The 22,766-nt window shown below is 72.2% G+C and carries 22 protein-coding genes; 16 read left to right on the forward strand and 6 right to left on the reverse strand.

What is annotated here, in order from left to right:
* Positions 1-70 precede the first annotated feature (70 nt).
* Positions 71-715, forward strand: coding sequence for a hypothetical protein (locus tag ACQEVJ_RS15945; RefSeq protein WP_433101604.1), 645 nt, complete (start codon positions 71-73; stop codon positions 713-715).
* On the opposite strand, the gene ACQEVJ_RS15950 is transcribed toward ACQEVJ_RS15945, so the two are convergent.
* Positions 690-1,916, reverse strand: coding sequence for a DUF1015 family protein (locus ACQEVJ_RS15950; protein WP_433101606.1), 1,227 nt, complete (start codon positions 1,914-1,916; stop codon positions 690-692). The two genes, ACQEVJ_RS15945 and ACQEVJ_RS15950, sit on opposite strands and share 26 nt — an antisense overlap.
* Before the next feature lie 177 nt (positions 1,917-2,093).
* On the opposite strand from ACQEVJ_RS15950, the gene ACQEVJ_RS15955 reads away from it, so the two are divergent.
* On the forward strand, positions 2,094-2,435 hold the full coding sequence (locus ACQEVJ_RS15955) for a tetratricopeptide repeat protein (RefSeq protein ID WP_433101608.1): 342 nt from the start codon (positions 2,094-2,096) through the stop codon (positions 2,433-2,435).
* 20 nt (positions 2,436-2,455) lie between these two features.
* The gene (locus ACQEVJ_RS15960; protein ID WP_433101610.1) at positions 2,456-3,460 is read left to right on the forward strand and encodes an HAD-IIA family hydrolase; all 1,005 of its coding nucleotides are present in this window, start codon (positions 2,456-2,458) and stop codon (positions 3,458-3,460) included.
* A gap of 162 nt (positions 3,461-3,622) precedes the next feature.
* Here the strand turns inward: ACQEVJ_RS15960 and ACQEVJ_RS15965 are convergent, their stop codons facing one another.
* A complete protein-coding gene (locus ACQEVJ_RS15965) occupies positions 3,623-3,970 on the reverse strand; it encodes an SCP2 sterol-binding domain-containing protein (protein WP_433101612.1) in 348 nt (115 codons plus the stop codon).
* A 516-nt stretch (positions 3,971-4,486) separates the two neighbouring features.
* On the opposite strand from ACQEVJ_RS15965, the gene ACQEVJ_RS15970 reads away from it, so the two are divergent.
* The 13 genes from ACQEVJ_RS15970 (at position 4,487) to ACQEVJ_RS16030 (ending at position 18,272) form a co-directional block, all read left to right on the forward strand.
* On the forward strand, positions 4,487-4,708 hold the full coding sequence (locus ACQEVJ_RS15970; RefSeq protein WP_433101614.1) for a hypothetical protein: 222 nt from the start codon (positions 4,487-4,489) through the stop codon (positions 4,706-4,708).
* 85 nt (positions 4,709-4,793) lie between these two features.
* Positions 4,794-5,603, forward strand: coding sequence for a TlyA family RNA methyltransferase (locus ACQEVJ_RS15975; protein ID WP_433101616.1), 810 nt, complete (start codon positions 4,794-4,796; stop codon positions 5,601-5,603).
* A gap of 25 nt (positions 5,604-5,628) precedes the next feature.
* Complete coding sequence (locus ACQEVJ_RS15980; protein ID WP_433101618.1) at positions 5,629-6,576, forward strand: NAD kinase; 948 nt, start codon at positions 5,629-5,631, stop codon at positions 6,574-6,576.
* Between the two features lie 182 nt (positions 6,577-6,758).
* Complete coding sequence (gene recN / locus ACQEVJ_RS15985; RefSeq protein WP_433101620.1) at positions 6,759-8,528, forward strand: DNA repair protein RecN; 1,770 nt, start codon at positions 6,759-6,761, stop codon at positions 8,526-8,528.
* A gap of 344 nt (positions 8,529-8,872) precedes the next feature.
* A complete protein-coding gene (gene steA / locus ACQEVJ_RS15990; protein WP_433112772.1) occupies positions 8,873-10,069 on the forward strand; it encodes a putative cytokinetic ring protein SteA in 1,197 nt (398 codons plus the stop codon).
* Positions 10,066-11,043 (forward strand): copper transporter, encoded by a 978-nt coding sequence (locus ACQEVJ_RS15995; protein WP_433101622.1) that lies wholly within the window; start codon positions 10,066-10,068, stop codon positions 11,041-11,043. The genes steA and ACQEVJ_RS15995 overlap by 4 nt, the downstream gene beginning before the upstream one ends.
* A gap of 52 nt (positions 11,044-11,095) precedes the next feature.
* Positions 11,096-12,049 carry a hypothetical protein gene (locus ACQEVJ_RS16000; RefSeq protein WP_433101624.1) on the forward strand — a complete coding sequence of 318 codons (954 nt, stop codon included), beginning with the start codon at positions 11,096-11,098 and terminating at the stop codon, positions 12,047-12,049.
* A 55-nt stretch (positions 12,050-12,104) separates the two neighbouring features.
* On the forward strand, positions 12,105-13,760 hold the full coding sequence (murJ, locus tag ACQEVJ_RS16005) for a murein biosynthesis integral membrane protein MurJ (protein WP_433101626.1): 1,656 nt from the start codon (positions 12,105-12,107) through the stop codon (positions 13,758-13,760).
* A gap of 91 nt (positions 13,761-13,851) precedes the next feature.
* Entirely contained in the window at positions 13,852-14,958 is a 1,107-nt protein-coding gene (locus ACQEVJ_RS16010) for a glycosyltransferase family 4 protein (protein WP_433101628.1), read from the forward strand.
* 279 nt (positions 14,959-15,237) lie between these two features.
* Positions 15,238-16,251, forward strand: a complete 1,014-nt coding sequence (locus ACQEVJ_RS16015; protein WP_433101630.1) for a TerC family protein — start codon at positions 15,238-15,240, stop codon at positions 16,249-16,251.
* A gap of 138 nt (positions 16,252-16,389) precedes the next feature.
* Positions 16,390-17,049, forward strand: a complete 660-nt coding sequence (locus ACQEVJ_RS16020; protein ID WP_433112775.1) for a phosphatidylserine decarboxylase — start codon at positions 16,390-16,392, stop codon at positions 17,047-17,049.
* On the forward strand, positions 17,036-17,875 hold the full coding sequence (pssA, locus tag ACQEVJ_RS16025; protein ID WP_433101632.1) for a CDP-diacylglycerol--serine O-phosphatidyltransferase: 840 nt from the start codon (positions 17,036-17,038) through the stop codon (positions 17,873-17,875). Before ACQEVJ_RS16020 ends, pssA begins: the two co-directional genes overlap by 14 nt.
* A gap of 100 nt (positions 17,876-17,975) precedes the next feature.
* Positions 17,976-18,272, forward strand: a complete 297-nt coding sequence (locus tag ACQEVJ_RS16030; protein ID WP_030507339.1) for a hypothetical protein — start codon at positions 17,976-17,978, stop codon at positions 18,270-18,272.
* Between the two features lie 13 nt (positions 18,273-18,285).
* Here ACQEVJ_RS16030 and menC read toward each other — a convergent pair whose 3' ends face one another.
* The 4 genes from menC to ACQEVJ_RS16050 all read right to left on the reverse strand — a co-directional run bounded on the left by menC (position 18,286) and on the right by ACQEVJ_RS16050 (position 22,551).
* A complete protein-coding gene (menC, locus tag ACQEVJ_RS16035; RefSeq protein WP_433101634.1) occupies positions 18,286-19,386 on the reverse strand; it encodes an o-succinylbenzoate synthase in 1,101 nt (366 codons plus the stop codon).
* Positions 19,387-19,453: 67 nt separating this feature from the next.
* Positions 19,454-20,845 carry a gluconate:H+ symporter gene (locus ACQEVJ_RS16040; protein WP_433101636.1) on the reverse strand — a complete coding sequence of 464 codons (1,392 nt, stop codon included), beginning with the start codon at positions 20,843-20,845 and terminating at the stop codon, positions 19,454-19,456.
* 161 nt (positions 20,846-21,006) lie between these two features.
* The gene (locus ACQEVJ_RS16045) at positions 21,007-21,651 is read right to left on the reverse strand and encodes an MBL fold metallo-hydrolase (RefSeq protein WP_433101638.1); all 645 of its coding nucleotides are present in this window, start codon (positions 21,649-21,651) and stop codon (positions 21,007-21,009) included.
* Between the two features lie 12 nt (positions 21,652-21,663).
* On the reverse strand, positions 21,664-22,551 hold the full coding sequence (locus ACQEVJ_RS16050) for a maleylpyruvate isomerase N-terminal domain-containing protein (protein WP_433101640.1): 888 nt from the start codon (positions 22,549-22,551) through the stop codon (positions 21,664-21,666).
* Between the last annotated feature and the right edge of the window lie 215 nt (positions 22,552-22,766).

Below are 22,766 nucleotides of genomic sequence, written 5' to 3' on the forward strand. Positions count from 1 at the left end.
AATGGCATTCAGGGCCGCGCCGGCCCAACCTGGTCACGCATAGTGATCTCCACGGCAGAGAGGAGATCACATGCACCGCAACGAGGTGGTGCTGGCCGGGCGGCTGTCCATGGAGCCGGCACACCGGGAACTGCCGAGCGGAGCCTTGCTGACGCAGTGGCGTCTCGCGGTCCGCAGGCCGGGAGGCCGCTCGGGTCATCAGCGGTCGGACGCGATCGAGTGCGCGACGCTCGACGACGGCGTGCGCGGCATGCTGGCCGGCTGGCAACTCGATGATCTGGTCGAGGTGGAAGGCGCGCTGCGCCGCCGCTGGTGGCGCGGCGGCAGTCGCTACGAGATCGAGGTCCGTACGGCACGCCGCGTCGAACCGGCCGTGCCCCGCGGCAGGCCGCGCAGGAAAAAGCCCCACGCCGATGACGACGTCGCCTCTGACGCCGGTCAGGCCGTCGGTGATGCGACTGAGATCGCCGACGCACGTTCGACCGACGACGCGTCCTCCTGCGGTGAGGCGTTCCCTGGCGGCGAGGCGTCCTCCGGCGCCCTTGGCCGTGAGGTGAAGCCCGCCGGCCTTCCGGCGGGCACTTCTGGCGGTCGGGCCGTCGGCTCTCCGGCGCCGTCGTTCTGCGAGCAGCCGTCGTTCTGCGAGCACCAGAACGACGCCGTCTCGGCGGAGCCCGCCGACGAGGTGATCAGTCAGTGCCGAAGGTCCGCATGACCAGGCCCGTACGGGGCTTGGGGCCGAACGAGGTCGACTTGCGCGGCACCCGCTCGCCCTGCGCCGCGACCGTGAGGACGTCCTCCGTGGACAGCGGATTCAGCAGCACCGCCGTCCCGCCGAGCCGGCACGCCCTCTCCACGGCGGCGAGCGGGTCGTGGTGCACGACCATCACCGACTGCTCGCTGTCGGTGATCCCCCACACCTTGGGCAGGAGGAACGTCGTGAGGATCGAGGTGTCGAGCATCCGCCACCGTGAGGACTGCCCGGACGGCATGGCGTGCTCGACCTGCATCGGGTCCGGATCCGTCAGCAGATGGGCGGGTCCCTCGCCGGCGAGCACGAAGGCGGGACCGGTCGCTGTGGCGAGCCCCGCGAGGGCGTCCTCGACCAGGGGGAACTCGTGGACCTGCCAGGCGCCCTTGGAGCGGGCGGCGGCCTCCTCCAGGGGCAGCCCCGGGATGACGCGGTGGATGGCCCTGAGGTCGGGCGGGTAGACCGTGGAGTCGACCAGGTACGCCAGGCCGTAGTCCCAGGGGCCGGGCCCGATGTGGTCCTTCTGCAGCGCCTCATAGGTGGCGTAACGGTGGTGACCATCGGCGATCAGCGCCTGACGATCACGCAGGTCCTCCGCGACCGCTTCGATCTCGTGGGGGTCGGTCACCGCCCAGAGCCGGTGGTGCACGCCCTCACGGGTCCGGACGTCCATGAGGGGGAAACGCTGAGTCGCCACATCGTCGACGAGCCGGGAGGCGGTGCCGCCGCCTTCGTACAACAGGAAGATCGGCTCGAAGTTGGCCTGCGTGGCCCGCATCAGGGCGAGCCGGTCGGCGACGGGCTCCGGCAGGACGTTCTCGTGCGGAAGGATCGAGGTCGACCCGACCCCGACGCCTCCGATCAGGCCCCGCTGCAGGAAACCGACCCCGCTCTGCTCGTACACGTACAGGCCAGGCAGGGAGTCGACCGTCAGCACACCGCCGGCGAGCCACTCGCTCAACGTGGCGCTCGCCTCACCGTAGTGGCTGATCCCGGGAAGGATCAGGCGCACTGCGTTGTTCGGATGACGACTGAGCAGTTCCCGCAGTTCGTCAGGGGAGACGAGATCGTACGGCGGGGAGGTGACAGCGGCCAGATCGTCCACCGCGTAACGGACGCCGTGGAACGGACGTAGCACCAGTCCCGCCCGTTCAGAACTCTCCATACCGGGCATGTTGCCATAAGTGCCCGGACTCCCCGACGCTGCGGTGCCCGGTTGCTTGTGAAATCGGAGTGCAGGAGGGCTTACCCCATGATCGAAGGACGAAACGAGGCCTCTGCTTCTTCCAATGATCCGGGCGGTGTGCCTTCCGGCGGCGTCTATGAGTGGTTCAAGCGCGGCATGAAACTGCTCGAAGAGGGCAGTCCGGCCGCGGCGGCGGCGATCCTGGAGCACGCCGCACGGGCCGAGCCCGACTCGCGCAGCATCCGCGAGGCTCTCGCCCGGGCCCAGTTCAACTCGAAGCGCTACGACGAGGCCGCGGGCAGTTTCCGCTGGATCGTCGACGCCAACCCCGCCGAGGACTACGCCTACTTCGGGCTCGGCTTGTCGCTGTGGCGCAGCGGAGACATCGAGGGAGCGCAGGAGCCCCTCGCGGTGGCGGTCGCGATGCGCCCGGACCTGCGGCACTACGTGTCCGCACTGAAGCAGGTCAGGGCCACGCTGCGGGCGAGGCGGGCGTGACCGTAGGCCATACTTCCGACATGCCAGAAACCACCGGCGTGCTCGTGGACGCCTACGACACGCTGCTTCTCGACCTCGACGGCGTCGTCTACCTCGGCAAACACGCGGTCCCCTGCGCGCCGGAGGCGCTGGTGAAGGCCCGGGACCTGGGCGTGCGGCTCGCGTTCGTGACGAACAACGCGTCCCGCACGCCGGGGGCGATCGCCCAGCACCTCAGCCATCTGGGCATTCCGGCCGCCCCGGAGGACGTGGTGACGTCCGCGCAGGCGGCGGCCCGGCTGATCGCCGAGCACGTGCCGGCGGGCTCGGCCGTCCTGGTGGTGGGCGGCATGGGACTGCGGATGGCCCTGCGCGAGCACGGCCTGCGCCCCGTGACCACCGCCCTGGACGCGCCCGCCGCCGTGGTGCAGGGCATCGCCGACAATCTGTCCTACGGCCTGCTCTGCGAAGGGGCGCTCGCCGTACGTCAGGGCGCGTGGTTCGTCGCGGCCAACGGTGACACGACCATGCCGACGGGCCGGGGCGAGCAGCCGGGGAACGGGTCGATGAGCCGTGTGATCGCCACCGCGACCGGCGTCGAACCCGTGGTCGCGGGCAAGCCGGAGCCGCCGTTGCACCGCGAGTCGATGATCCGCACTCGCGCCGAGAGGCCGCTGATCGTCGGCGACCGGCTCGACACCGACATCGAGGGCGCGACCCGGGCCGGTGTCGACAGCCTGCTCGTGCTGACCGGCGTCGCCGGTCCTCTCGACGTGCTCACCGCCGCGCCCCATCACCGTCCCACCCACATCGCCGCCGACCTGTCCGGCCTGCACGCCCCCGTGGTCCCCGTACGGCGTGGCTCGGGCGGCTGGACCTGCGGCGGGTGGACGGCCGTGTGGCAGGACGGGAAGCTCGCGCTCACCGGGGAGGGCGACCCCGTCGAGGGACTGCGCGCGGGGTGCGCCGCCACCTGGGAGGCGGCGGGGGACGGCCCGGCGGACGAGGACGCGGTGAAGGCCGCCCTGGCAGGGCTCGGACGCTGACCGACGCGGTGGCGGCGTCGCCTCGCGCACACGCGCCGGACACGGCGCGCCGCGACGGCCGCCGCCCCGCGACCCCCGTCCGCTCGGACACGCCGCGTTTCGCGGTCAGGACCCGCGCTCTGCTCGGCGTGGTCGGCGCGGAGGCGGTCAGAGGGGCTTGCGTCAGAGCAGCTTGCGCAGCCGCAGCAAATCGCCGAGGCTCGCGTCGATCTTGACCCGGCCGCCCAGCAGCGCGCGGCCCATGTCGAGCTCGCCGTTGACCATCGAGACCAGGTCCTCGCTCTTGAGCGTCAGCTTGACCTCGGCGGGCCGGCCGTCCTCCGGGGGCACCTCCTTGAAGGGGTCGAGCCCGCCCCGGTGGATGCGACCGTAGAAGGTCACGCCGAGGTCGGAGATCCGGCAGGCCAGTCGGCGTTCGACCACGTGCTTGGCACGGTCCTCCTCGCTTATCTCGTCAAAATGCTCGACGAGTCTGTCCAGCGCCGCCCGGCATTCCTCGACGGTCGCCATGCGCCTGCCTTTCTCCTCACGGACCGTGTCTCTTCGCGGACCATGTCTCCTTGTGAACCGCGCACGGATCACAGGTCGACGATGTGATTCCCCTCTACCTACCGACAGTAGCTTTCCACGGGCGGCCTGCGCGAAATCCGCGGCGGGTCATGGAAAGGCAACGGCACGAGGCCGGCGGTCCGAGAGCCGTAGATTTCGCAATCAAAGGGACGGCGAGGTGAGCACGGCCTCCCTCAGGTCCCTGAGGAGAGATCACGCGGCGGAAGGCCCGCGGTCCTCTGCGGAACGGCCGGATGGCGCACGATCGTCGGTGGGGTCCGATAGCGTCGAGGCGACCAGCGCCGCAGGGGCTCGTACGGGTGGGACCACGCGGCATGATCGTGTGCGCCGTCCGGCGACCTCCGGGGCCGGTCCGGAGAGAGCCGGGCCGAAGCTCTGGCGCGGGCGTGAGGCCGCGCGCGGGGAAGCGTGGCAGGGAAGTATGACGGGGCAGCTGATCGGGAGCAGGAAGGGACCATGACGGACAGCGGGATCGCGGCCGGGGAACACCTCGCCTCGGGCGCCGACGGCGTGCAGGCCGCGTTGTCGCCTCTCGGACGGCTGGCTCACGCGCCGGTGTCCGAGCACGTGGGCGTCTTCGAACAGGTCCTCGCCGGCCTCGAAGCGGTGCTCGCGTCCGTGGAGGATGCCGACGGGCGGCAGCCCGAAGCCCACGGCGGCCGGGAGAGTGACCGGTGAGCGCCGTGGGAGCGGCCGCGGACGCCACGAGAGGGACGCGGACGCCGGTCCTGGCGGCACGGGACGGCGCGGCGGGGCGGGCCCGGTGAAGCGCGTCCGGCTCGACAGCGAGCTCGTACGCCGCGGCCTCGCCCGGTCCAGAGAGCAGGCGGCCCAGCTCATCGAGGCGGGCCGGGTCAGCGTCGGAGGCCGGGTGGCGGGCAAGGCGGCCACGCAGGTGGACACCGCCGCCCCTATCGTGGTCGCCGAGACGGCGGAGGGCCCCGACTACGTGTCCAGGGGCGCGCACAAGCTGCTCGGCGCGCTGCGCGCGTTCGAAGGGCTCCACGTCGAGGGGCGCCGGTGCCTCGACGCGGGAGCCTCGACCGGCGGCTTCACCGACGTGCTGCTCAGGCACGGCGCCGCCCACGTGCTCGCGGTCGACGTGGGCTACGGCCAGCTCGCCTGGTCGCTGCGCACGGACGAGCGGGTCACGGTGATGGAGCGGGTCAACGTCCGCGACCTGACCCCGGACATGGTGGGCGAGCCGCCGACGCTGATCGTCGGGGATCTGTCCTTCATCTCCCTCCGGCTCGTCCTCCCGGCCCTGGTGCGCTGCGCGGCCGAGGCGGCGGAGTTCGCGATGCTGGTCAAGCCGCAGTTCGAGGTCGGCAAGGAGCGCGTGGGCTCGGGAGGCGTCGTACGCGACCCGGACCTGCGGGCGCAGGCCGTGCGGGACGTCGCGGTGGCGGCGGACTCGATGGGCCTGACGGTGAAGGGCGTGACGGCGAGCCCGTTGCCGGGACCGTCGGGGAACGTGGAATACGTTTTGTGGCTCGGGAAGGGGCCGGGACACGACCCCGTGCCCGACGTGGACGCGGCCATCGACACGGCGGTCGCGGAGGGACCCCGGTGAGCGCGGGCGGCGAGGCGTGGAGACGATGAGCGCGATGAGCACGGGCGGCGCGGCGGACGACCGGGCGGACGCCAAGAGGACCGTCCTGGTCACGGCGCACACGGGCCGGGAGGCGGCCGTGCGAAGCGCCCGCCTGGTCATGGAACGGCTGATCGAGGCGGGCATCAACGTCCGGGTGCTCGACGAGGAGGCCGAGGAGCTCGGCTGCGCCCACGCCGAGGTGGTCCCGGAGAACGGGGCTGCCCTGGAGGAGGCCGAGCTGATCATCGTCCTGGGCGGTGACGGCACGCTGCTGCGCGCCGCCGAACTGGCCCGCCCGGCCGCGGTGCCGCTGCTCGGCGTGAACCTGGGGCATGTGGGCTTCCTCGCCGAGGCGGAGGTGGAGGATCTGGCGTCCGTGGTGGACCTGGTGGCCGAGGGCCGCTACGAGGTCGAGGAGCGCATGACGATCGAGGCCGTCGTGCGCCTCAACGGCTCGGTGCTCGCGCGGACCTGGGCGCTCAACGAGGCGTCGGTCGAGAAGAAGGACCGCATGCTGGAGGTCGTCGCGGAGATCGACGGCCGCCCGTTGTCGCGCTGGGGGTGCGACGGCGTGATCTGCGCGACCCCCACCGGATCGACGGCGTACGCATTCTCCGCCGGCGGTCCCGTCGTCTGGCCCGAGGTGGAGGCGCTGCTCCTGGTGCCCAACAGCGCCCACGCCCTGTTCGCCCGGCCGATGGTGGTGTCGCCGAAGTCCACGCTCGCGCTGGAGATCCTCCCCAACACCAGCGCCGGTGTGCTGTGGTGCGACGGCCGCCGCCGCTTCGACATCCCGCCCGGCGCCCGCGTGGAGGTCCGCAGGGGCGAGGTGCCCGTACGGCTGGCCCGCCTGCTCGGGGTGGAGACCACCGGGGCGCCCTTCACCGACCGTCTGGTCGCGAAGTTCGGACTGCCGGTGCAGGGCTGGCGGGGCCGCGTACGCTCCGGCTGACCGCGAGAGGCGCCGCGGTCCACAGCAGGTTGTGGCGGTTGGTGATGATATGCCCGATGAGCAGGGCTTTCGCGTCCACAGATTCTCGTTCGGGTCGCGGACCGGACACGCTGTCCTCGAAAATCTTGACGAGTTACGCGTAGGATCTCTGGCGAGTTCGGTCGGCAAAACGGGAGGGACCAGTGCGGCCACGGGTCGAGGAGGTCCGCATCCAGGGGCTCGGCGTGATCGACGAGGCCGTACTGGAGCTGTCGCCGGGATTCACCGTCGTCACGGGTGAGACGGGGGCCGGCAAGACGATGGTCGTCACCGGTCTCGGACTGCTGTTCGGGGGGCGGGCCGACCCGGCCAGGGTCCGGCCGGGCGCCGACAAGGCGCTGATCGAGGGCACGCTCGTGATCGAGCCCGGGGGCCGCGTGGCCCAGCAGGTCGCCGACGTCGGCGGCGAGGTCGAGGACGGGCAGCTCATCATCTCCCGCTCGGTCTCCGCGGAGGGCCGCTCCCGCGCGTGGCTGGGCGGTCGTGCCGTGCCGGTGGGCACGTTGACGTACATCGCCGACGACCTCGTGGCCGTGCACGGGCAGATGGACCAGCAGCGGCTGCTGCAGCCCGGCAGGCAGCGCGCGGCGCTCGACCGTTACGCCGGCGACGAGCTGGTCAAACCCCTGCGGGCCTACGAGCAGGCCTACAAGCGGCACAAGCAGGTGGGGGAGCTGCTCCACGAGCTGACCGTCAAGGCCAGGGAACGGGCGCAGGAGGCCGACGTGCTGCGGTTCGGCCTCGAGGAGATCGAGAAGGTCGAGCCCAGGCCGGGGGAGGACGCCGAGCTGAAGGAGGAGGCCGAGCGGCTCTCCCATGCCGACGCGTTGCGCACCGCCGCCACGACCGCGCACGCCGCGCTGCTCGGGGATCCGATGTCGGGCGCGCAGGACGTGCAGGACGCCGTGTCGCTGCTCGGTCACGCGAAGACGGCCGTGGAGTCCGTACGCGACTTCGATCCCGCGCTCGCCGGGCTCGCCGACCGCCTGGCCGAAGCCGGCTATCTGGTCTCCGACGTGGCGACCGAGCTGGCCGCGTACGCCGAGTCGGTCGAGGCCGACCCGGCGCGGCTCGCCGCGGTGCAGGAGCGCAGAGCGGCGCTGAACGGGCTCATGCGCAAGTACGGCGAGGACGTCACGGCCGTGCTCGCGTGGGCGCAGCGGGCCGCCGAGAGGCTGACGGAGCTCGAAGGCGACGACGAGCGCATCGATGAGCTGACGCGGGAGCACAGAGAGCTCACCGAGCGGCTGGGTGAGCTGGCCGCCGAGCTGACGGCCATCCGCACCGCCGCGGCCGAGCGGTTCGGCCAGGCGGTGACCGAGGAGCTGACCGCGCTCGCCATGCCGCACGCCCGGGTGAGCGTGGCGATCACCGCCACCGACGGCTTCGGCCCGCACGGCGTGGACGAGGTCGAGCTCCGGCTGGCATCCCATCCCGGCGCGCCGCCGCTGCCGCTGACCAAGGGCGCCTCCGGCGGCGAGCTGAGCCGGGTGATGCTCGCCATCGAGGTGGTCTTCGCCGGTGCCGACCCCGTTCCGACGTTCGTGTTCGACGAGGTCGACGCGGGTGTGGGCGGCAAGGCGGCCGTGGAGATCGGCAGGCGGCTGGCCAAGCTCGCCAGGACGGCGCAGGTCATCGTGGTCACCCACCTGCCACAGGTGGCGGCCTTCGCCGACCAGCACCTCGTGGTCGAGAAGGCGAGCGACGGCAGGGTGGTCCGCAGCGGCGTCGTGACGCTCGACCAGGAGGGCCGGGAGCGGGAGCTGTCGCGGATGCTCGCCGGCCTGGAGGACTCCGAGCTCGGCCGGGCGCACGCCGCCGAACTGCTGTCCATCGCCGCCGCCGACAAGGCCGCCTGGGAGAAGGCGTCCTCGGGCGCGGCCAAGCGCCCGGGCCGCCGCGCCGCCGGCTGAAGGCTCCGGCCACCGCCTGAGGCTCCGGCTATCGGCTAAGGCGTCGGCCACCGGCTGAGGCGTCGGTCCGCCGACCGGCTGAAGGCCGTGCGGGCCCGCCGACGCGCGTACACTCGGCGGGGCGCGCGGGGGTGACGTTTGGAACAGGGCGCGCCGGGAAGCAGTCAAGCCCCGGCAACGAGGGGGCGGAGGAACGGGGGGCGGACGGCGTCGCGGAAGGTGTGCGTTGACTCGGCCGCCCCCGGTCGGCGCACCTCGGCAACATCCCTGACTTGCAGTGACAATTCAGACGAGCCGTGGGGTGTGGAAGCATGGCGGTCGCCGCCTCTGGCAGGATGGTCATGATGAAGGTCCCGAGCTTGAATGTTCCGGGCCTCCGCCGCAGGAAGGCCGACGGCCTTCCCGGGGTGACGGCAGTGGCGAGAATCGACAGGCGGACGAAGAGGCTGACCAAGCGCCTCAAGGCCGGGGAAATCGCGATTATCGATCACGTCGACATCGACCGGGTCAGCGGGGAGGCTCTCGTCGCGTGCGGCGTGGCGGCCGTGGTCAACGTCGCCGCGAGCATCAGCGGCCGTTACCCCAACCTCGGGCCGCAGATCCTGATCGACGCGGGCATCCCTCTGATCGACAACGCGTCGCCGGAACTGTTCGAGCGGATCGCCGACGGCGACGTGATCCGCGTCCACGAGGGCATGGTCTACCTCGACGAGGAACTGGTCGGCAAGGGGCAGCCGCAGACCGCCGAGAGCGTCGAGGCGGCCATGACCGAGGCCCGCGCGGGCCTCGCCGTCCAGATCGAGGCCTTCGCCGCGAACACGATGGAGTACGTCCGGCGTGAGCGCGACCTCCTGATCGACGGGGTCGGCGTGCCCGACATCCGCACCTCCCTGGAGGCCCGCCACGCCCTCATCGTGGTGCGGGGTTACCACTACAAGGAGGACATCGCCACGCTGCGGCCGTACATCCGGGAGTACCGCCCGGTGCTCATCGGCGTGGACGGCGGGGCGGACGCGCTGCTCGATGCCGGGTACGTGCCCGACATCATCGTGGGCGACTTCGACTCCGTCTCGGAGAAGGCGGTGTGCTGCGGCGCGGAACTGGTCGTCCACGCCTACCGCGACGGGCGGGCGCCGGGGCTTGAGCGGGTGCACAAGCTGGGCCAGGAGGCGGTCGTGTTCCCCGCGACCGGGACGAGCGAGGACATCGCGATGCTCCTGGCAGACGACAAGGGCGCCACATTGATCGTCGCGGTCGGCACCCACTGGACGCTCGACGAGTTCCTGGACAAGGGCAGGTCGGGCGCGGCGAGCACGTTCCTCACCCGCCTGCGGGTGGGCAGCAAGCTCGTGGACGCCAAGGGCGTGAGCAGGCTCTACCGCAGCCGGATCTCCACGCCCTCCCTGTTGCTGCTCGTGGCCACCACGCTGGTCACGATCGGTGTGGTGCTTTCGGTATCGCCGATCGGCCAGGTGTGGCTGAACGGCCTGCGCGTGGCCTGGAACGGCTTCATCTTCTGGCTGGTCGGACTTTTCTCGTGATCGATTTCCGTTATCACCTCGTCTCGATCGTGGCGATCTTCCTCGCGCTCACGGTCGGCATCGTGCTGGGCAGCACCGTGCTCGAACCCACGTTCTTCAAGTCGGCCGAGGAGATGACCGCGTCACTGCGGCAGGCCAACGAGAAGTACCTGAGGCAGATCTCGGAGCTGCAGACGCGCGAGGAGGGCGGCGACTCGCTGGTCACCACCCACCTGCCCGACCTCGTGCGCGGCCAGCTCGCGGGGGAGCGCGTCGTGCTCGTCGAGGCTCCCGGTGCGTCGGCCGCCCTGCGCGACCCGATCGAGAAGCTCATCACGAGCGCGGGCGCCGCCTACACCGGCAGGGTCAGCCTGACGGAGAAGTTCGTCGAGGCCGAGCAGGCGAGCGTGGTGGACGGGCTGGCCACCAACCTCGCCCCGGCCGGCACCGCCTTCCCCGACGGGGCCACGCCGTACGACAAGGCCGCCGCGATGCTCGCCGGCGCGATCGTGACCAACGACCGCGCGCAGGCGGGCCGGGCCAACCCCGCGGCCACCGGCGTGCTGGAGGCGTTTCAGGCGGGCGACTTCCTGACCCTGAACGGCGACCCCGAGCAGCGGGCCACGATGGCCATCGTGCTCGCGCCCGCCCAGCCGTACGAGGGGGAGGACGCCGACCAGCAGACGAACGCGATCGTCGCGGTCGCGGCCGGCCTCGACGGCGGCGCTCTCGGCACCGTCCTGGCAGGCACCGTCACCACCTCCGCCAACGGCGGCGTCATCGCGGCGCTGCACGACACCGGCGGCGTGGCCTCGGCGGTCTCGACGGTCGACACCATCGATTTCGCCGCGGGCCGTGTCGTGGTGGTCTACGCTCTGCGGGAGCAACTGGCCGGCCGTTCGGGCTCGTACGGCATCGGCAGCGGCGCGACGGCGTTCGAGCCCACGGTGACCGCGCCCAGCCAGACCCCCACCCCGGCGGGGAGCCGGGGCTGAGCCGTCGGTCGGCACATCACGCCTGACGAACACGTAGAGAAGGGCAACAGCCGTGGCCAGACGTCCCCAGGCCGGCACCCGCGCCGCCGCGGTGCTCGGGGCCGCCGTCGGCGCCGCGCTCGGCGCGGCGGCCGCGCGCGCCGCCTTCGCCGCTTTCCGGCGCCGCCCGCCGATCGGCGACGAGAAGACCGCCGACGAGTACTGGACCCGGGTCAACCACCGGGGTGAGCCGGTCACGCTGCTGGAGGGCCCCGCGTTCGCCGCCGGCGCCGTGGCCGCCTCCGCCCTCGCCCCCGGCCTCCCCGTACGCGCCCGCGCGGCCGCCGTGCTCGCCGGCGCGGGCAGCGGCGTCCTCGGCGGGTACGACGACCTGTTCGGCACGACCTCGTCGAAGGGGTTCAAGGGTCACCTGGCCGCGCTCGCGCGCGGTGAGGTGACCAGCGGAGCGGTCAAGATCCTCGGCATCGGCGCGACCGGGCTCGCCGCGGCGGCGCTCGCCCCGCGCCACGCCCAAGGCGGGGGCCTGGCGGCGCGCTCCCTCGACACGCTCGTCGACGGCGCGCTGATCGCCGGCAGCGCCAATCTGGCCAACCTGTTCGACCTGCGGCCCGGCCGCGCGATCAAGGTGGGGCTGCTCGCCGGGGTCCCGCTGCTGGCCGCCTCGATCGCCGCGCCGTACGGCCCGCGCTCCCGTCAGGCCGCCGCGCTGACCGCCGTCCCGCTGGGCGCGGCGGCGGCGCTGCTGCCCGAGGACCTGGGCGAGCGGGCGATGCTCGGCGACGCCGGGGCGAACGCGCTCGGCGCGCTGCTCGGCCTGGCGGCCACGGCCCGGCTGGGCAGGCCTGGCCGGATCGCCGCCCTCGGTGTCGTCGCCGCTCTCACCGCCGCCTCGGAGAAGGTCAGCTTCACCAAGGTCATCGCCGGCAACCGGGTGCTCAACCGCCTGGACATGCTCGGCCGCCGCGCGCCGCAGACCACCCCCGGCACGTCGGGGTCGCGCGGGTGATCTGGACGACCAGGGCCGTCCGCGGAGGCGTACGGCACCGGCATGGATAAGCGGCATGGTTAGACGGCTCGGGGCGGGGATCGCCGGGGCGGCGGTCCTCATCGGGGTCATCACGGTCCTGGCGCGGGTGACCGGCTTCGCCAAGCAACTGGCGTTCGCGCGCACGGTCGGCACGAACTGCCTGGCCACCGCCTACTACACCGCCAACCAGGTGCCGAACATCGTCTTCGAGGTCGTGGCGGGCGGCGCGCTCGCCGGGATGGTCGTCCCGGTGCTCGCCGGCGCCGCCGCCAGATCGGACGGTGGGGCGCGTGCGGAGGTCGGCCGGATCACCTCCGCGCTGTTCACCTGGGTGCTCGTGCTGCTGGTGCCGCTCGCGGCGCTGACGGCGCTGGTCGCGGGGCCGGCGGCGCGGCTGCTCGTCGGCTCCTACGTGAAGGACTGCGATCCCGGCCAGGTCGCCGCCGTCGCCGCGCGCATGTTGCTCGTCTTCGCGCCGCAGATCCCGTTGTACGGCATGGCCGTGGTGCTGTACGGCGTGCTGCAGGCCCATCGCCGCTTTTCGGCGCCGGCGCTGGCCCCGCTGGTGTCGAGCGTGGTGGTCATCGTCGCCTACCTGGCCTTCGGGCCGCTCAGCGGCGGCGACAGCGACCCCGCCACGGTGCCCCGCCCGGCGGAGATCGCGCTGTCGGCCGGCACGACGCTCGGTGTGCTCGCCCTCGTCGTCACCGTGATCGGGCCCACATGGAGGCTCGGCCTGCGGTGGCGGCCCACCCTCCGCTTCCCCGAGGGCGTCGGCGCACAGGTGCGGCGGCTGGCCCTGGCCGGGCTGAGCGCGCTGGTCGCCCAGCAGGCCGCCACGGCGATCGTCATCCCCCTGGCCAACCACCAGGTCGGCGGGGGCGCGCTCGCGGCGTACAACTACGCCTGGGCGATCTACCAGGTGCCGTACGCCGTGCTCGCGGTGCCCATCGCGACCAGCGCGTTCCCCGCGCTCGCCGCGCGGGCGCAGGCGGAGGGCGAGGGCTTCGCGGCGCTGGCGGCGCGGACGACGCGCGCGGTCGTGCTGGTCTGCGGCCTGGCGGCCGGCGCGCTCGCCGCGGTGGCGATCCCGGTCGCGCACGTCTTCCTCGCTCAGGCCGACACCGAGGTCGCCGCGGCGGAGTTCGCCCGGGGGATCGCGCTGTTCGCGCCGGGGCTCATCGGGTATGGCCTGGTGGCCCACCTCAGCCGGGTGCTGTACGCCGCGGGACAGGGCAGGGCGGCGGCCCGGGGACAGATCGCCGGGTGGCTGGTCGTGGCCGTGGCCCAGGTGGCGTTCGTCCTCGTGCTGCCGGACGGCTGGGGCCTGGGCGGGCTCGCACTCGGCCAGGCGGCCGGCATGACGGTGGGAGCAGGGCTGCTGCTGGCCTCGGTCGTGCGGGCGCGAGGGACGCGAGCCGTCCACGGCGTTCCGCGGGCCGGTCTGGCCGCCCTGCTGGGCGGGGGCGCGGGCTTCCTCGCGGGCGCGGCGGCCGCCCGGCTCCCGCTGTCGGGCGAGGGCCCGTGGGGCGGCCTCCTGACGGCTGCTCTGGCCGGTCTGACGGCCGTGGTCGTGGGGGTCCTCGTCGCCGCGCTCGTGGACCGGGGGGACCTGACCGCCGCCCTGTCCGGGGTGAGACGCGGGAGAGGTGCGAGCCCGGCGGACCCGCCGGCCGAGGAGACGGTATGAGCGAGCGAATCGATAGGCACAGCGTCCGGCGAGGTGCTGAACTGCGCGCCTCCGGCACGACCGAGCTCCGAGCCAGAGGCGAGGAGAGGGCATGAGTCGCATCGTGCTCGTGCTGGGATCGAGTGTGGGAGGCGTGGCGCGGCACGTGCGGATGCTCGCCGGCGGGCTGGTCACGCGGGGGCACCGCGTGCTGGTCGCGGGTCCCGGCAGCACCGAGGACGCCTTCGGTTTCACCGGCACCGGCGCGGGTTTCGCCGAGGTCGGGATCGCCGACCGGCCGCATCCCGCGCAGGACCTGCGGACCGCCCTGCGCCTGCGCAGGCTCGCCCGCGGCGCAGACGTCGTCCACGCCCACGGCCTGCGGGCCGGCGCGCTGGCCGCGCTCGCTCTCATCGGGGCGCGAGGGTGGCCGCGTCTCGTGGTCACCCTGCACAACGCGGTCACGGCGGGCGGCGCGACCGGCGCGGTCTACCGGGTGCTGGAACGGATCGTCGCCCGGCGTGCGGACCGCGTTCTGGCGATCTCGCCCGACGTCGCGGAGCGCATGCGGGCCAGGGGCGCCCGGGGGGTGGACCTCGCGGTGGTGCCCGCGCCGCCGCTCGCCGAACCCACTCGCTCGGCCGGGGACGTGCGGGCCGAGATCGCCGCCCGGCTGTCCGGCGCCGCGCCGCAGGCCGCGCAGGATCGGCCGATCCTGCTCACGGTCGCCCGGCTGGCCCAGCAGAAGGGCCTGGAGACGCTGCTCGACGCGGCGGCCGGACCGTACAAGGGGGATCCGGTCTTCGTGATCGCGGGCGACGGACCGCTGCGCGAGGAGCTTCAGGCCCGCGTCGAGGCCGAGGAACTGCCCGTGGTCCTGTACGGCTGGGCCGAGCCTGCCGACCTGCTCCAGGTCGCGACGGCGGTGATCGTGCCCAGCAGATGGGAAGGGCAGCCGCTGAGCGTCCACGAGGCGCTACGGGCGGGCAGGCCGATCATCGCGACCCGGGTGGGCGGCGTGCCCGGGATGGTGGACGATGCGGCCCTGCTGGTGCCGCCGCAGGACCCCGGCGCGCTGAGCCGGGAGATCGGCCGCCTGCTCGGCGATCCCGCCCTGGCCGCCCGCCTGGCGCAGGCGTCCGTGCGCCGGGGCCGCGAGCTGCCCGACGAGGACGCGGCGCTGCGGGCGGTGCTCCGGGCCTACGGGCTCGCGTCGTAGCGGCGGCGGGATGGCGGGACAGTACGACCACCCTCTCGCGCCGGTGACACAGGACCCTCCACCTGGTGAGCCGTCGGGTGTTCTCGCCGACGAGCGCCGAGGTTCCGGCAAGGATTAGGAGAGGCTAAGTCTGATCCATATACTGGACGGGTTGGGGGGGAGTATCCCTTCGCGGCGGTCCCGTCATCACGGTGTAAGCACCCGGGGCCGTCGGTCCGTCGTGCGCCTACGGGCGGGAGAGACCTCCGGCAGTGTGTTCAGCGCGCGCCGGAGGTAGTCGTGGTACATGCGCCCCTGTGGTTGTGGGCCCTGGTCATCGTGGGTCTCGTCGTCGTGGTGGCCATCGACCTGTGGATCGTCGATCGTGGTGAACCACGCGAGTTCTCGATGCGGCAGGCCGGCATCTGGGTGGGTTTCTATGTCTGCCTGGCCGTGGTGTTCGGCATCGGGTTAACGGTTTGGGCCGGTGCCGGGACCGGTGGTGAGTTCTTCGCGGGCTATCTGACGGAATACAGCCTCAGCGTCGACAACCTGTTCGTCTTCTACATCATCATGACCCGCTTCGGGGTGCCCCGGATCTACCAGCACAAGGTCCTGCTGGTCGGCATCGTCCTCGCGCTCGTCATGCGCGGGATCTTCATCGCCGTCGGAGCCGCCGCGCTGAGCCGCTTCGGCTGGCTGCTTTACGCGTTCGGAGTCTTCCTCATCTACACGGCGTACACGCTGATCAGGGACCACAACAAGGAGGACGAGGAGTTCAACGAGAACATCCTCCTGCGCTGGGCCCGGCGGGTCTTCCCGACCACCCCCGACTACGTCGGCTCCCGGGTGACCGTGCGGGTGGACGGCAAGCGCATGGTGACGCCCATGCTGATCGTGATGATCGCCATCGGCACCACGGATCTGCTGTTCGCCCTCGATTCGATTCCGGCCATCTTCGGCCTCACGAAGGCGGCCTTCATCGTGTTCTCCGCGAACGCGTTCGCCCTGATGGGACTGCGTCAGCTCTACTTCCTGCTCGGCGGTCTGCTGCAGCGGCTGGTCTACATCAGCTACGGATTGGCGTTCATCCTCGGTTTCATCGGGGTTAAGCTGATTCTCGAAGCACTTCACGAGAACGAGGTCTCCTGGGCTCCTCAGATTCCCATCTGGGTGTCGCTGGCGGTCATCGGTGTGACCATGGCCGTGACCACCGTCGCCAGTCTCATCAAGGCTCGCCGCGACGACAGGACCATCACTCCGGCGGACGACTCTCAGACGGAGGCTTCTCAGGCGGAAGCCCCGCAGGGCTAGCGAAACGGGCACTCACCCTGTTTGCTTGTTCTCGTTGTGCCACGCATTGACTGCCGGATCGGTAATATCGATCGTTAGCTCGCATGCCGCTCCATAGTCGCCAGAAGAGTACAAAGGTCATCTGTGTCCAACGAATCGTTGCCCCGCGGCCCTGAATCCGGGTTCGCGGGAAGTGCCCAGGGCCGAGTCAGGCTCGCACGCGGGGTGTCCCCGTGGCTGGCTCCGACCGCCGCGGCGGCGGCAGTCACCGCCGTTCTCACCCGCAGGTCGCCCCGTTGGGCGCTGGCCGCGGCGCCGCTCGCCGCCCTCACCGGCGGGATGCTGTGGTTCTTCCGCGATCCCGAGCGCACGCCCGGCGAGGGCAGGCTCATCTCGCCCGCCGACGGCGTCGTGCAGAGCATCGACCCGTGGCCGGACGGCCGCACCCGGGTCGCGATCTTCATGAGCCCGCTGAACGTGCACGTCAACCGGGCGCCCGCGGCCGGCACGGTCACCGCGGTCGATCATGTGCCCGGCGGCTTCGTGCCCGCGTTCAACAAGGACAGCGACAAGAACGAGCGTGTCGTCTGGCATTTCGACACCGCGCTCGGGGACATCGAGATGGTGCAGATCGCCGGCGCCGTCGCGCGCCGCATCGTGCCGTACCTGTTCGCAGGTGCGAAGGTCGTCCAGGGCGAGCGGGTCGGGCTGATCCGTTTCGGCTCCCGGGTGGACGTCTACCTGCCCGAGGGCATCAGGCCGGCGGTCACCGTCGGCACCCGGACTGTCGCGGGGGTGACACGTCTTGACCACGTCTGACCTCGGGGCCGAAGCCCCCTGGCCGGTGGAGGAGGTGGCCGAGGAGCCGCGCGGGCCCGTCGGCAAGGCCTTCCGCCTGTCGGCCGCCGACTCCCTCTCGCTCGGCAACGCCCTCAGTGGTTTCCTCGCCGTCTGCGTGCTCGCCTGGTCGGCGATCAGCAACCTGCAGGCCGGCGTCAAGTTCGTCCCCGACCCGCGCTTCTTCGGCACGGCCGTGGTGCTGCTGCTCATCGGCGCGACCTGTGACCTGTTCGACGGTCTGGTGGCCAGGAAGTTCCGCGCGTCCGCGATGGGCGCCGAGCTGGACAACCTCGCCGACGTGATCAGCTTCGGCTTCGCGCCCGCGTTCATGGTGATGATCTGGGCCGGCTTCTCCGGCAAGCTCCCGCTGTGGCTGGTGCTGTGCGCGGCCGGGTCCGTCCTGCTCGCCGGTGTCGTACGGCTGGCCCGCTTCGCCTGTGTGAAGACCAACAGCGGCGACTTCATGGGCCTGCCGATCCCGATGGGCGCGATGACCGTGGTGTCGATCGTGCTGCTCTTCCAGCCGAACTACGTCACGCTCGCCGCCATCTTCGCCGTGGCCTGGCTCATGGTCAGCCGCATCGAATACCCCAAGCCGAAGGGCAATCTGGCCGCCGTCGTGCTGGCCTGGATGCTGATCAACGTGGCCTGCCTGACCATCTGGGCGGCCGGTCTCGCGGGCGGCGACCAGCTCATCAAGGTGGGCGCCACCATGCAGATCGCGATCGTGTCCGCCATTCCGCTTCGCGTTCTCATGTTCAAACAGCAGCAGCGCAGGGAACGACGCTCGGAGAACGCGGGCTGACGTCATCGCACGAACAGGGCCCCGGTCGGCTGGGGCCCGCCACCTTGGGCCCGGCCAATCACGTGGAGAAAACGCCTAGTCCAATGGAGCCCTGGTCGCCATGCCTCGTGAGCACACCCGGACGTACTTTCTCGGCAAACTGGCCCGGGAGCTTGAGCTCCGGGGGTTGGAGGCGTCCCTGCGCCCCGACCCGCCGTCGCTGAAGGTCCGTGACCCGGACGCGGCGCTGTTCACGGAGACCGTGGACTGCGTCGCGATGTCGGACGGCTGGTTCTACCGCTGGTCCTGGGGCGACGTGGTGGAGAGCGCGGAGGAGCCCGCTCTCGCGGCCGACCGCATCGTGAAGGTCTTCACCACCGGCGAGCCCCGGCCGCACCCCGCTCTCGGCGACGCCTGACCGGTTCAGGCCGTCACAGCCGGATCCACTCCGTCGCCGTGGTGACCTTGTCCAGGACGTCCGGGACGGGGTCCACGCCCAGTCCCGGGCCGTCCGGCACGTCGAGGTGCCCGCCGTCCAGCTCGAACGGCGGCGTCACGTCGGTGTGGAAGTAGCGCCGGGAGGCGGAGGTGTCGCCCGGGAGCGTGAAGCCGGGCAGCGCGGCCAGCGCGACGTTGGCCGCGCGTCCGATCCCGGTCTCCAGCATGCCGCCGCACCACACCGCGACGCCGTGGGCGCGGCACAGGTCGTGGATGCGCCGGGCCTCCAGGTAGCCGCCCACCCGCCCCGGCTTGATGTTGATCACCGAGCACGCGCCGAGGCTGATCGCCGCCGCCGCGTGGGCGGCCGACTCGATGGACTCGTCCAGGCAGATCGGCGTGCGGATCGAACGGGCGAGCCGGGCGTGCTGCACGAGGTCGTCGTCGGCCAGCGGCTGCTCGATCAGCAGGAGATCGAAGTCGTCCAGCCGGGCCAGATGACGGGCGTCCGCGAGCGTGTAGGCCGCGTTCGCGTCCACCTGGAGCAGCAGGTCCTCCCCGAACCGCTCGCGGACCGCGCGGACCGGCGTCACGTCCCACCCCGGCCCGATCTTCAGCTTGACCCGTACGTACCCCTCCTCGACGTACGCCCCGACGGTGTCGAGCAGTTCGGCCACCGAGCCCGTGATCCCGACGGAGACGCCGCAGGGGACGCGGTCGCGGGTGGCGCCGAGGTAGCGGGCGAAGGACTCGCCGGTGATCCGGAGCGACGCGTCGAGCACCGCGGCCTCCAGCGCCGCCTTGGCCATCCGGTGGCCCTTGAACGGCGCGAGGGCGGGACCGACGGCCTGGGGGTCCAACTCGCGGGGAAGGGCGGGGATCAGGAAACGGCGCAGCACGTCGGCCGCCGCGTCCACGTACTCGGAGGAGTACAGCGGCTCGGACATCGCCACGCACTCGCCCCAGCCCTCGGCCTCCGGCGTCACCACCCGCACCAGCAGGACGTCGCGGGTGGTCTCGGTGCCGAACGACGTCCGGAACGGCGCGACGAGCGGCATCGCGATCCGGCGCAGTTCGATTCCAGTGATCTCCATAAGGTGCCCGGGCTCCAGGGGAAGGACGGCTTGCGCCGACCACTATACGGACGCCGCCGGGAGGTCCTCAGAGCAGCAGCCCGAGCAGGAGCACGCAGCAGAACGAGACCACCGAGACGATCGCCTCCATGATCGACCAGCTCTTGACGGTCTCGCCGACGGACATGCCGAGGTACTCCTTGACCAGCCAGAACCCGGCGTCGTTCACGTGGGAGAAGAACAGCGATCCGGCGCCGATGGCGAGCACGAGCAGGGCGACGTGGGCGGGGGAGAGCCCGGCCGCCAGCGGCGCGGCGATCCCGGCGGCGGAGATCGTGGCGACCGTGGCGGAACCGGTCGCCAGCCGGATCCCGACGGCGATCAGCCAGCCGAGCACGAGCACGGGCACGTTCGCGCCCTGCGCGGCCTCGCCGATGACCTTCCCGACGCCCGAGTCGACCAGGGTCTGCTTGAATCCTCCGCCCGCGCCCACGATGAGCAGGATCCCGGCGATCGGCGGCAGCGAGTCGGCGATCGCCGAGGAGATCCGGGCCCGGCCGAAGCCCGCGGCGCGGCCCAGCGTGAACATCGCCACGATCACCCCGATGAGCAGGGCGATCAGGGGAGTGCCGAGGACCTCGAACACGGTGCGCACCGCGTGGCCCTCCGGCAGGACGATCTCCGCGACGGCCCGGCCCAGCATCAGCACGACCGGCAGCAGGATCGTGGCCACCGTGACGCCGAACCCCGGCCTGGGGTGCTCTCGTTCCTCCGGTTCGGGGGTTTGCTCGCGTTCGAGGCGCTCGGGCGGCGCCGGCCGCACCCAGCGGGCGGCGAACCTGGCGAACAGCGGGCCGGACACGATCACGGTCGGGATCGCCACCAGCAGGCCCAGCCCGAGCGTGAGCCCGAGGTCCGCCTTGAGCGTGTCGATCGCGACCAGCGGCCCGGGATGCGGCGGCACCAGGCCGTGCAGGACGGACAGGCCCGCCAGGGCGGGGACCGCGATCAGCAGCAGCGGGCGGCCACTGCGCCGGGCCACCAGCAGGATGACGGGGATCAGCAGGACCAGCCCGATCTCGAAGAACATCGGCAGTCCGATGAGCACCGCGATCAGCGTCATCGCCCACGGCAGGGCCCGGTCGCCGCTGCGGCGCAGGATGCCGTCCACGATCTCCTCGGCCCCGCCCGAGTCGGCCAGCAGCTTGCCCAGCATCGCCCCGAGGGCGATGAGCACGCCGACGCCGGCCACGGTGGAGCCGAGCCCGGCGGAGAAGCTGTCGATCAGCTTTTCCGGGGCCATGCCGGCCACCAGGCCGAGCACGCCAGAGCCGAGTGCGAGGGCGAGGAACGGGTGGGTCCGCAGCTTGGTGATCAGCAGCACGATCACCGCGATGCCGGCCAGGGCGGCCACGATGAGGCGGGTGTCGTGGCCGCTCCACGCGGCCGCGCTCGCGAGGGGGGTCACGAGGGGGGTCATCCGGGGGCTCCTCCGACGGTCCGTGCGGTAGCCGCTGCCCCGCAGGAGCCCCTCGAATCACGCGAACCGGCTCACACGGCCCCGGATCATGCCTGGATCACGCGGCCCGGCTCACGAGCCCAGGACCGACGGAACCGGGGCGCCGGCCGTCCGCGCGTGCGTCACCAGCCGCGGGCCTTCCACTCGGGCAGGTGCGGCCGCTCGGCGCCGAGGGTGGTGTCCTTGCCGTGGCCGGGGTAGACCCATGTCTCGTCCGGCAGACGGTCGAAGATCCGTTCCACCACGTCCGTGAACAGCTGCTCGAACCGCGCCGGGTCCTTCTGCGTGTTGCCGACGCCGCCGGGGAACAGGGAGTCGCCGGTGAACAGGTGGCGGTCCTGGTAGAGCAGCGCGATCGAGCCGGGGGTGTGGCCGCGCAGGTGGATGACGTCCAGCGTCACCACGCCGACCGTCACCCGGTCGCCGTGCTCGACCTCCCTGGTCACCTTCACCGGCAGTTCGGGGGCGTCGAGAGGGTGGGCGACGGTCTGCGCGCCGGTGGCCCGGGCGACCTCCTCCAGGGCCATCCAGTGGTCGGGGTGCCGGTGGGTGGTGACGATGGAACTGATCGGCATGTCGCCGACGAGGTCGAGCAGCCGGTCGGGCTCGGCCGCCGCGTCGATCAGCAGCCCGTCGCCGGTCTCGGCGCACCGGAGCAGGTAGGCGTTGTTGCCGAAGTCGCCGACCTCGATCTTCGAGATCGTCAGCCCGGGGACCTCGCGCACGTCGGCGGGTCCGCCCTTGGCGACGTTTCCGGTATAGGTCATGATCGTTCCTTTCTAGTTCCCGGCGGGCGGCCAGGACGACGGTGGCTCGGCGGGCAGTCCCGCCGGGGACGGCTTCGGCCAGGGCGGCGGGGACGGCAGCCTCCCGGCCGCGTCGTGCGGGTAGTGCGCATCAGGAGCGCCGTGCCGGAGGCGCGCATCGGAGGCGTCGTGCCGGAGACGAGCATCGGGAGCGTCGTGCCGGAGGCGCCCCTGCGGTGCAGCGAGTCGCAGGCCCGCGCCGTCGGTCCTGCCCGCGAGCCAGGCGAGCAGCTCGCGCGGCGTCCCCTCCACGGCCGGGCCGTCGCCGAGGCCGGTCCAGCTCCTCAGGACCTCGCCGGTGCCCGCGTCGCGGGCGACGACCTCGCCGGCCGGGCTCTCGTCGCCGAGCCAGAGCATCGTGTCGTACAGCTCTCGTCTCACGTACGTCTCGGGCCAGTCGGCCCATCCGTAGCCTGCCCCGAGGTCGGCGTGGTGCACCTCGACCTCCCTGAGCCGGCGGATCGGGACGTACCAGGCGGGGTGCTCGGGCGGGTTCATCCCCGAGACCGATGCGGTCCACGCCTCGGCGGGCATCTCCCTGACCGCCGCCGCGAACCGCTCCGCGCTGTCGCGCAGGTCGGCGAGCTGTTCACCTGCCGGGCGGCTGGCCCCCGCTTCGATGCCGGCCTCGCGGGCCCGCGCCGAGGCGTACTGCGGGGTGGGCACCCCCGTGCGCGCCCAGGCCAGCAGGTTGACGTAGCTGTCGGCGTTGCGGGCGACGTGCGTGAGCACGTGCCCCCTCGTCCACCCGGGCAGCAGGGACGGCGCGCGGAGGTCTTCGTCGGTGAGTCGGGCGGCGGTCGCCAGCAGGCGCTCGGTCGCCTCGGCCAACTCCCGCTCGATCTCGTCGATAACAGACATGGAAAGAATCATGGACCCTGGAGCCCCCAGCAGCCGTCCCCGTAACCGCGCGGGAAGAGGACGGCGTCCCGGGAGGTTGTATGAGCAGGGGTTTCGCGCGGATGCCGGGCGCGGGTTTGACGAAGCTCTTACCCTGGTTCACGGAGCGTGTCCCACGGAAGCACGCGGGGCCGCCCCCTCCGGCCGCCGGACGATGCCCCCCGAAATTGTCGGTG

This window comes from Microbispora sp. CA-102843 (assembly GCF_050936215.1).
Taxonomy (GTDB): Bacteria; Actinomycetota; Actinomycetes; order Streptosporangiales; family Streptosporangiaceae; genus Microbispora.

Coding starts and splice junctions, on each gene's coding strand:
- ACQEVJ_RS15960 (WP_433101610.1), top strand. CDS start 2,456: ATGCCAGAAACCACCGGCGTGCTCGTGGACGCCTACGACACGCTGCTT.
- ACQEVJ_RS15945 (WP_433101604.1), top strand. CDS start 71: ATGCACCGCAACGAGGTGGTGCTGGCCGGGCGGCTGTCCATGGAGCCG.
- murJ (WP_433101626.1), top strand. CDS start 12,105: ATGGTTAGACGGCTCGGGGCGGGGATCGCCGGGGCGGCGGTCCTCATC.
- ACQEVJ_RS15980 (WP_433101618.1), top strand. CDS start 5,629: ATGAGCGCGATGAGCACGGGCGGCGCGGCGGACGACCGGGCGGACGCC.
- ACQEVJ_RS15955 (WP_433101608.1), top strand. CDS start 2,094: ATGAAACTGCTCGAAGAGGGCAGTCCGGCCGCGGCGGCGGCGATCCTG.
- ACQEVJ_RS16010 (WP_433101628.1), top strand. CDS start 13,852: ATGAGTCGCATCGTGCTCGTGCTGGGATCGAGTGTGGGAGGCGTGGCG.
- ACQEVJ_RS16045 (WP_433101638.1), bottom strand. CDS start 21,651: ATGACCTATACCGGAAACGTCGCCAAGGGCGGACCCGCCGACGTGCGC.
- ACQEVJ_RS15970 (WP_433101614.1), top strand. CDS start 4,487: ATGACGGACAGCGGGATCGCGGCCGGGGAACACCTCGCCTCGGGCGCC.
- ACQEVJ_RS16050 (WP_433101640.1), bottom strand. CDS start 22,551: ATGTCTGTTATCGACGAGATCGAGCGGGAGTTGGCCGAGGCGACCGAG.
- ACQEVJ_RS16030 (WP_030507339.1), top strand. CDS start 17,976: ATGCCTCGTGAGCACACCCGGACGTACTTTCTCGGCAAACTGGCCCGG.
- menC (WP_433101634.1), bottom strand. CDS start 19,386: ATGGAGATCACTGGAATCGAACTGCGCCGGATCGCGATGCCGCTCGTC.
- ACQEVJ_RS15965 (WP_433101612.1), bottom strand. CDS start 3,970: ATGGCGACCGTCGAGGAATGCCGGGCGGCGCTGGACAGACTCGTCGAG.
- ACQEVJ_RS15950 (WP_433101606.1), bottom strand. CDS start 1,916: ATGGAGAGTTCTGAACGGGCGGGACTGGTGCTACGTCCGTTCCACGGC.
- ACQEVJ_RS16040 (WP_433101636.1), bottom strand. CDS start 20,845: ATGACCCCCCTCGTGACCCCCCTCGCGAGCGCGGCCGCGTGGAGCGGC.
- steA (WP_433112772.1), top strand. CDS start 8,873: ATGAAGGTCCCGAGCTTGAATGTTCCGGGCCTCCGCCGCAGGAAGGCC.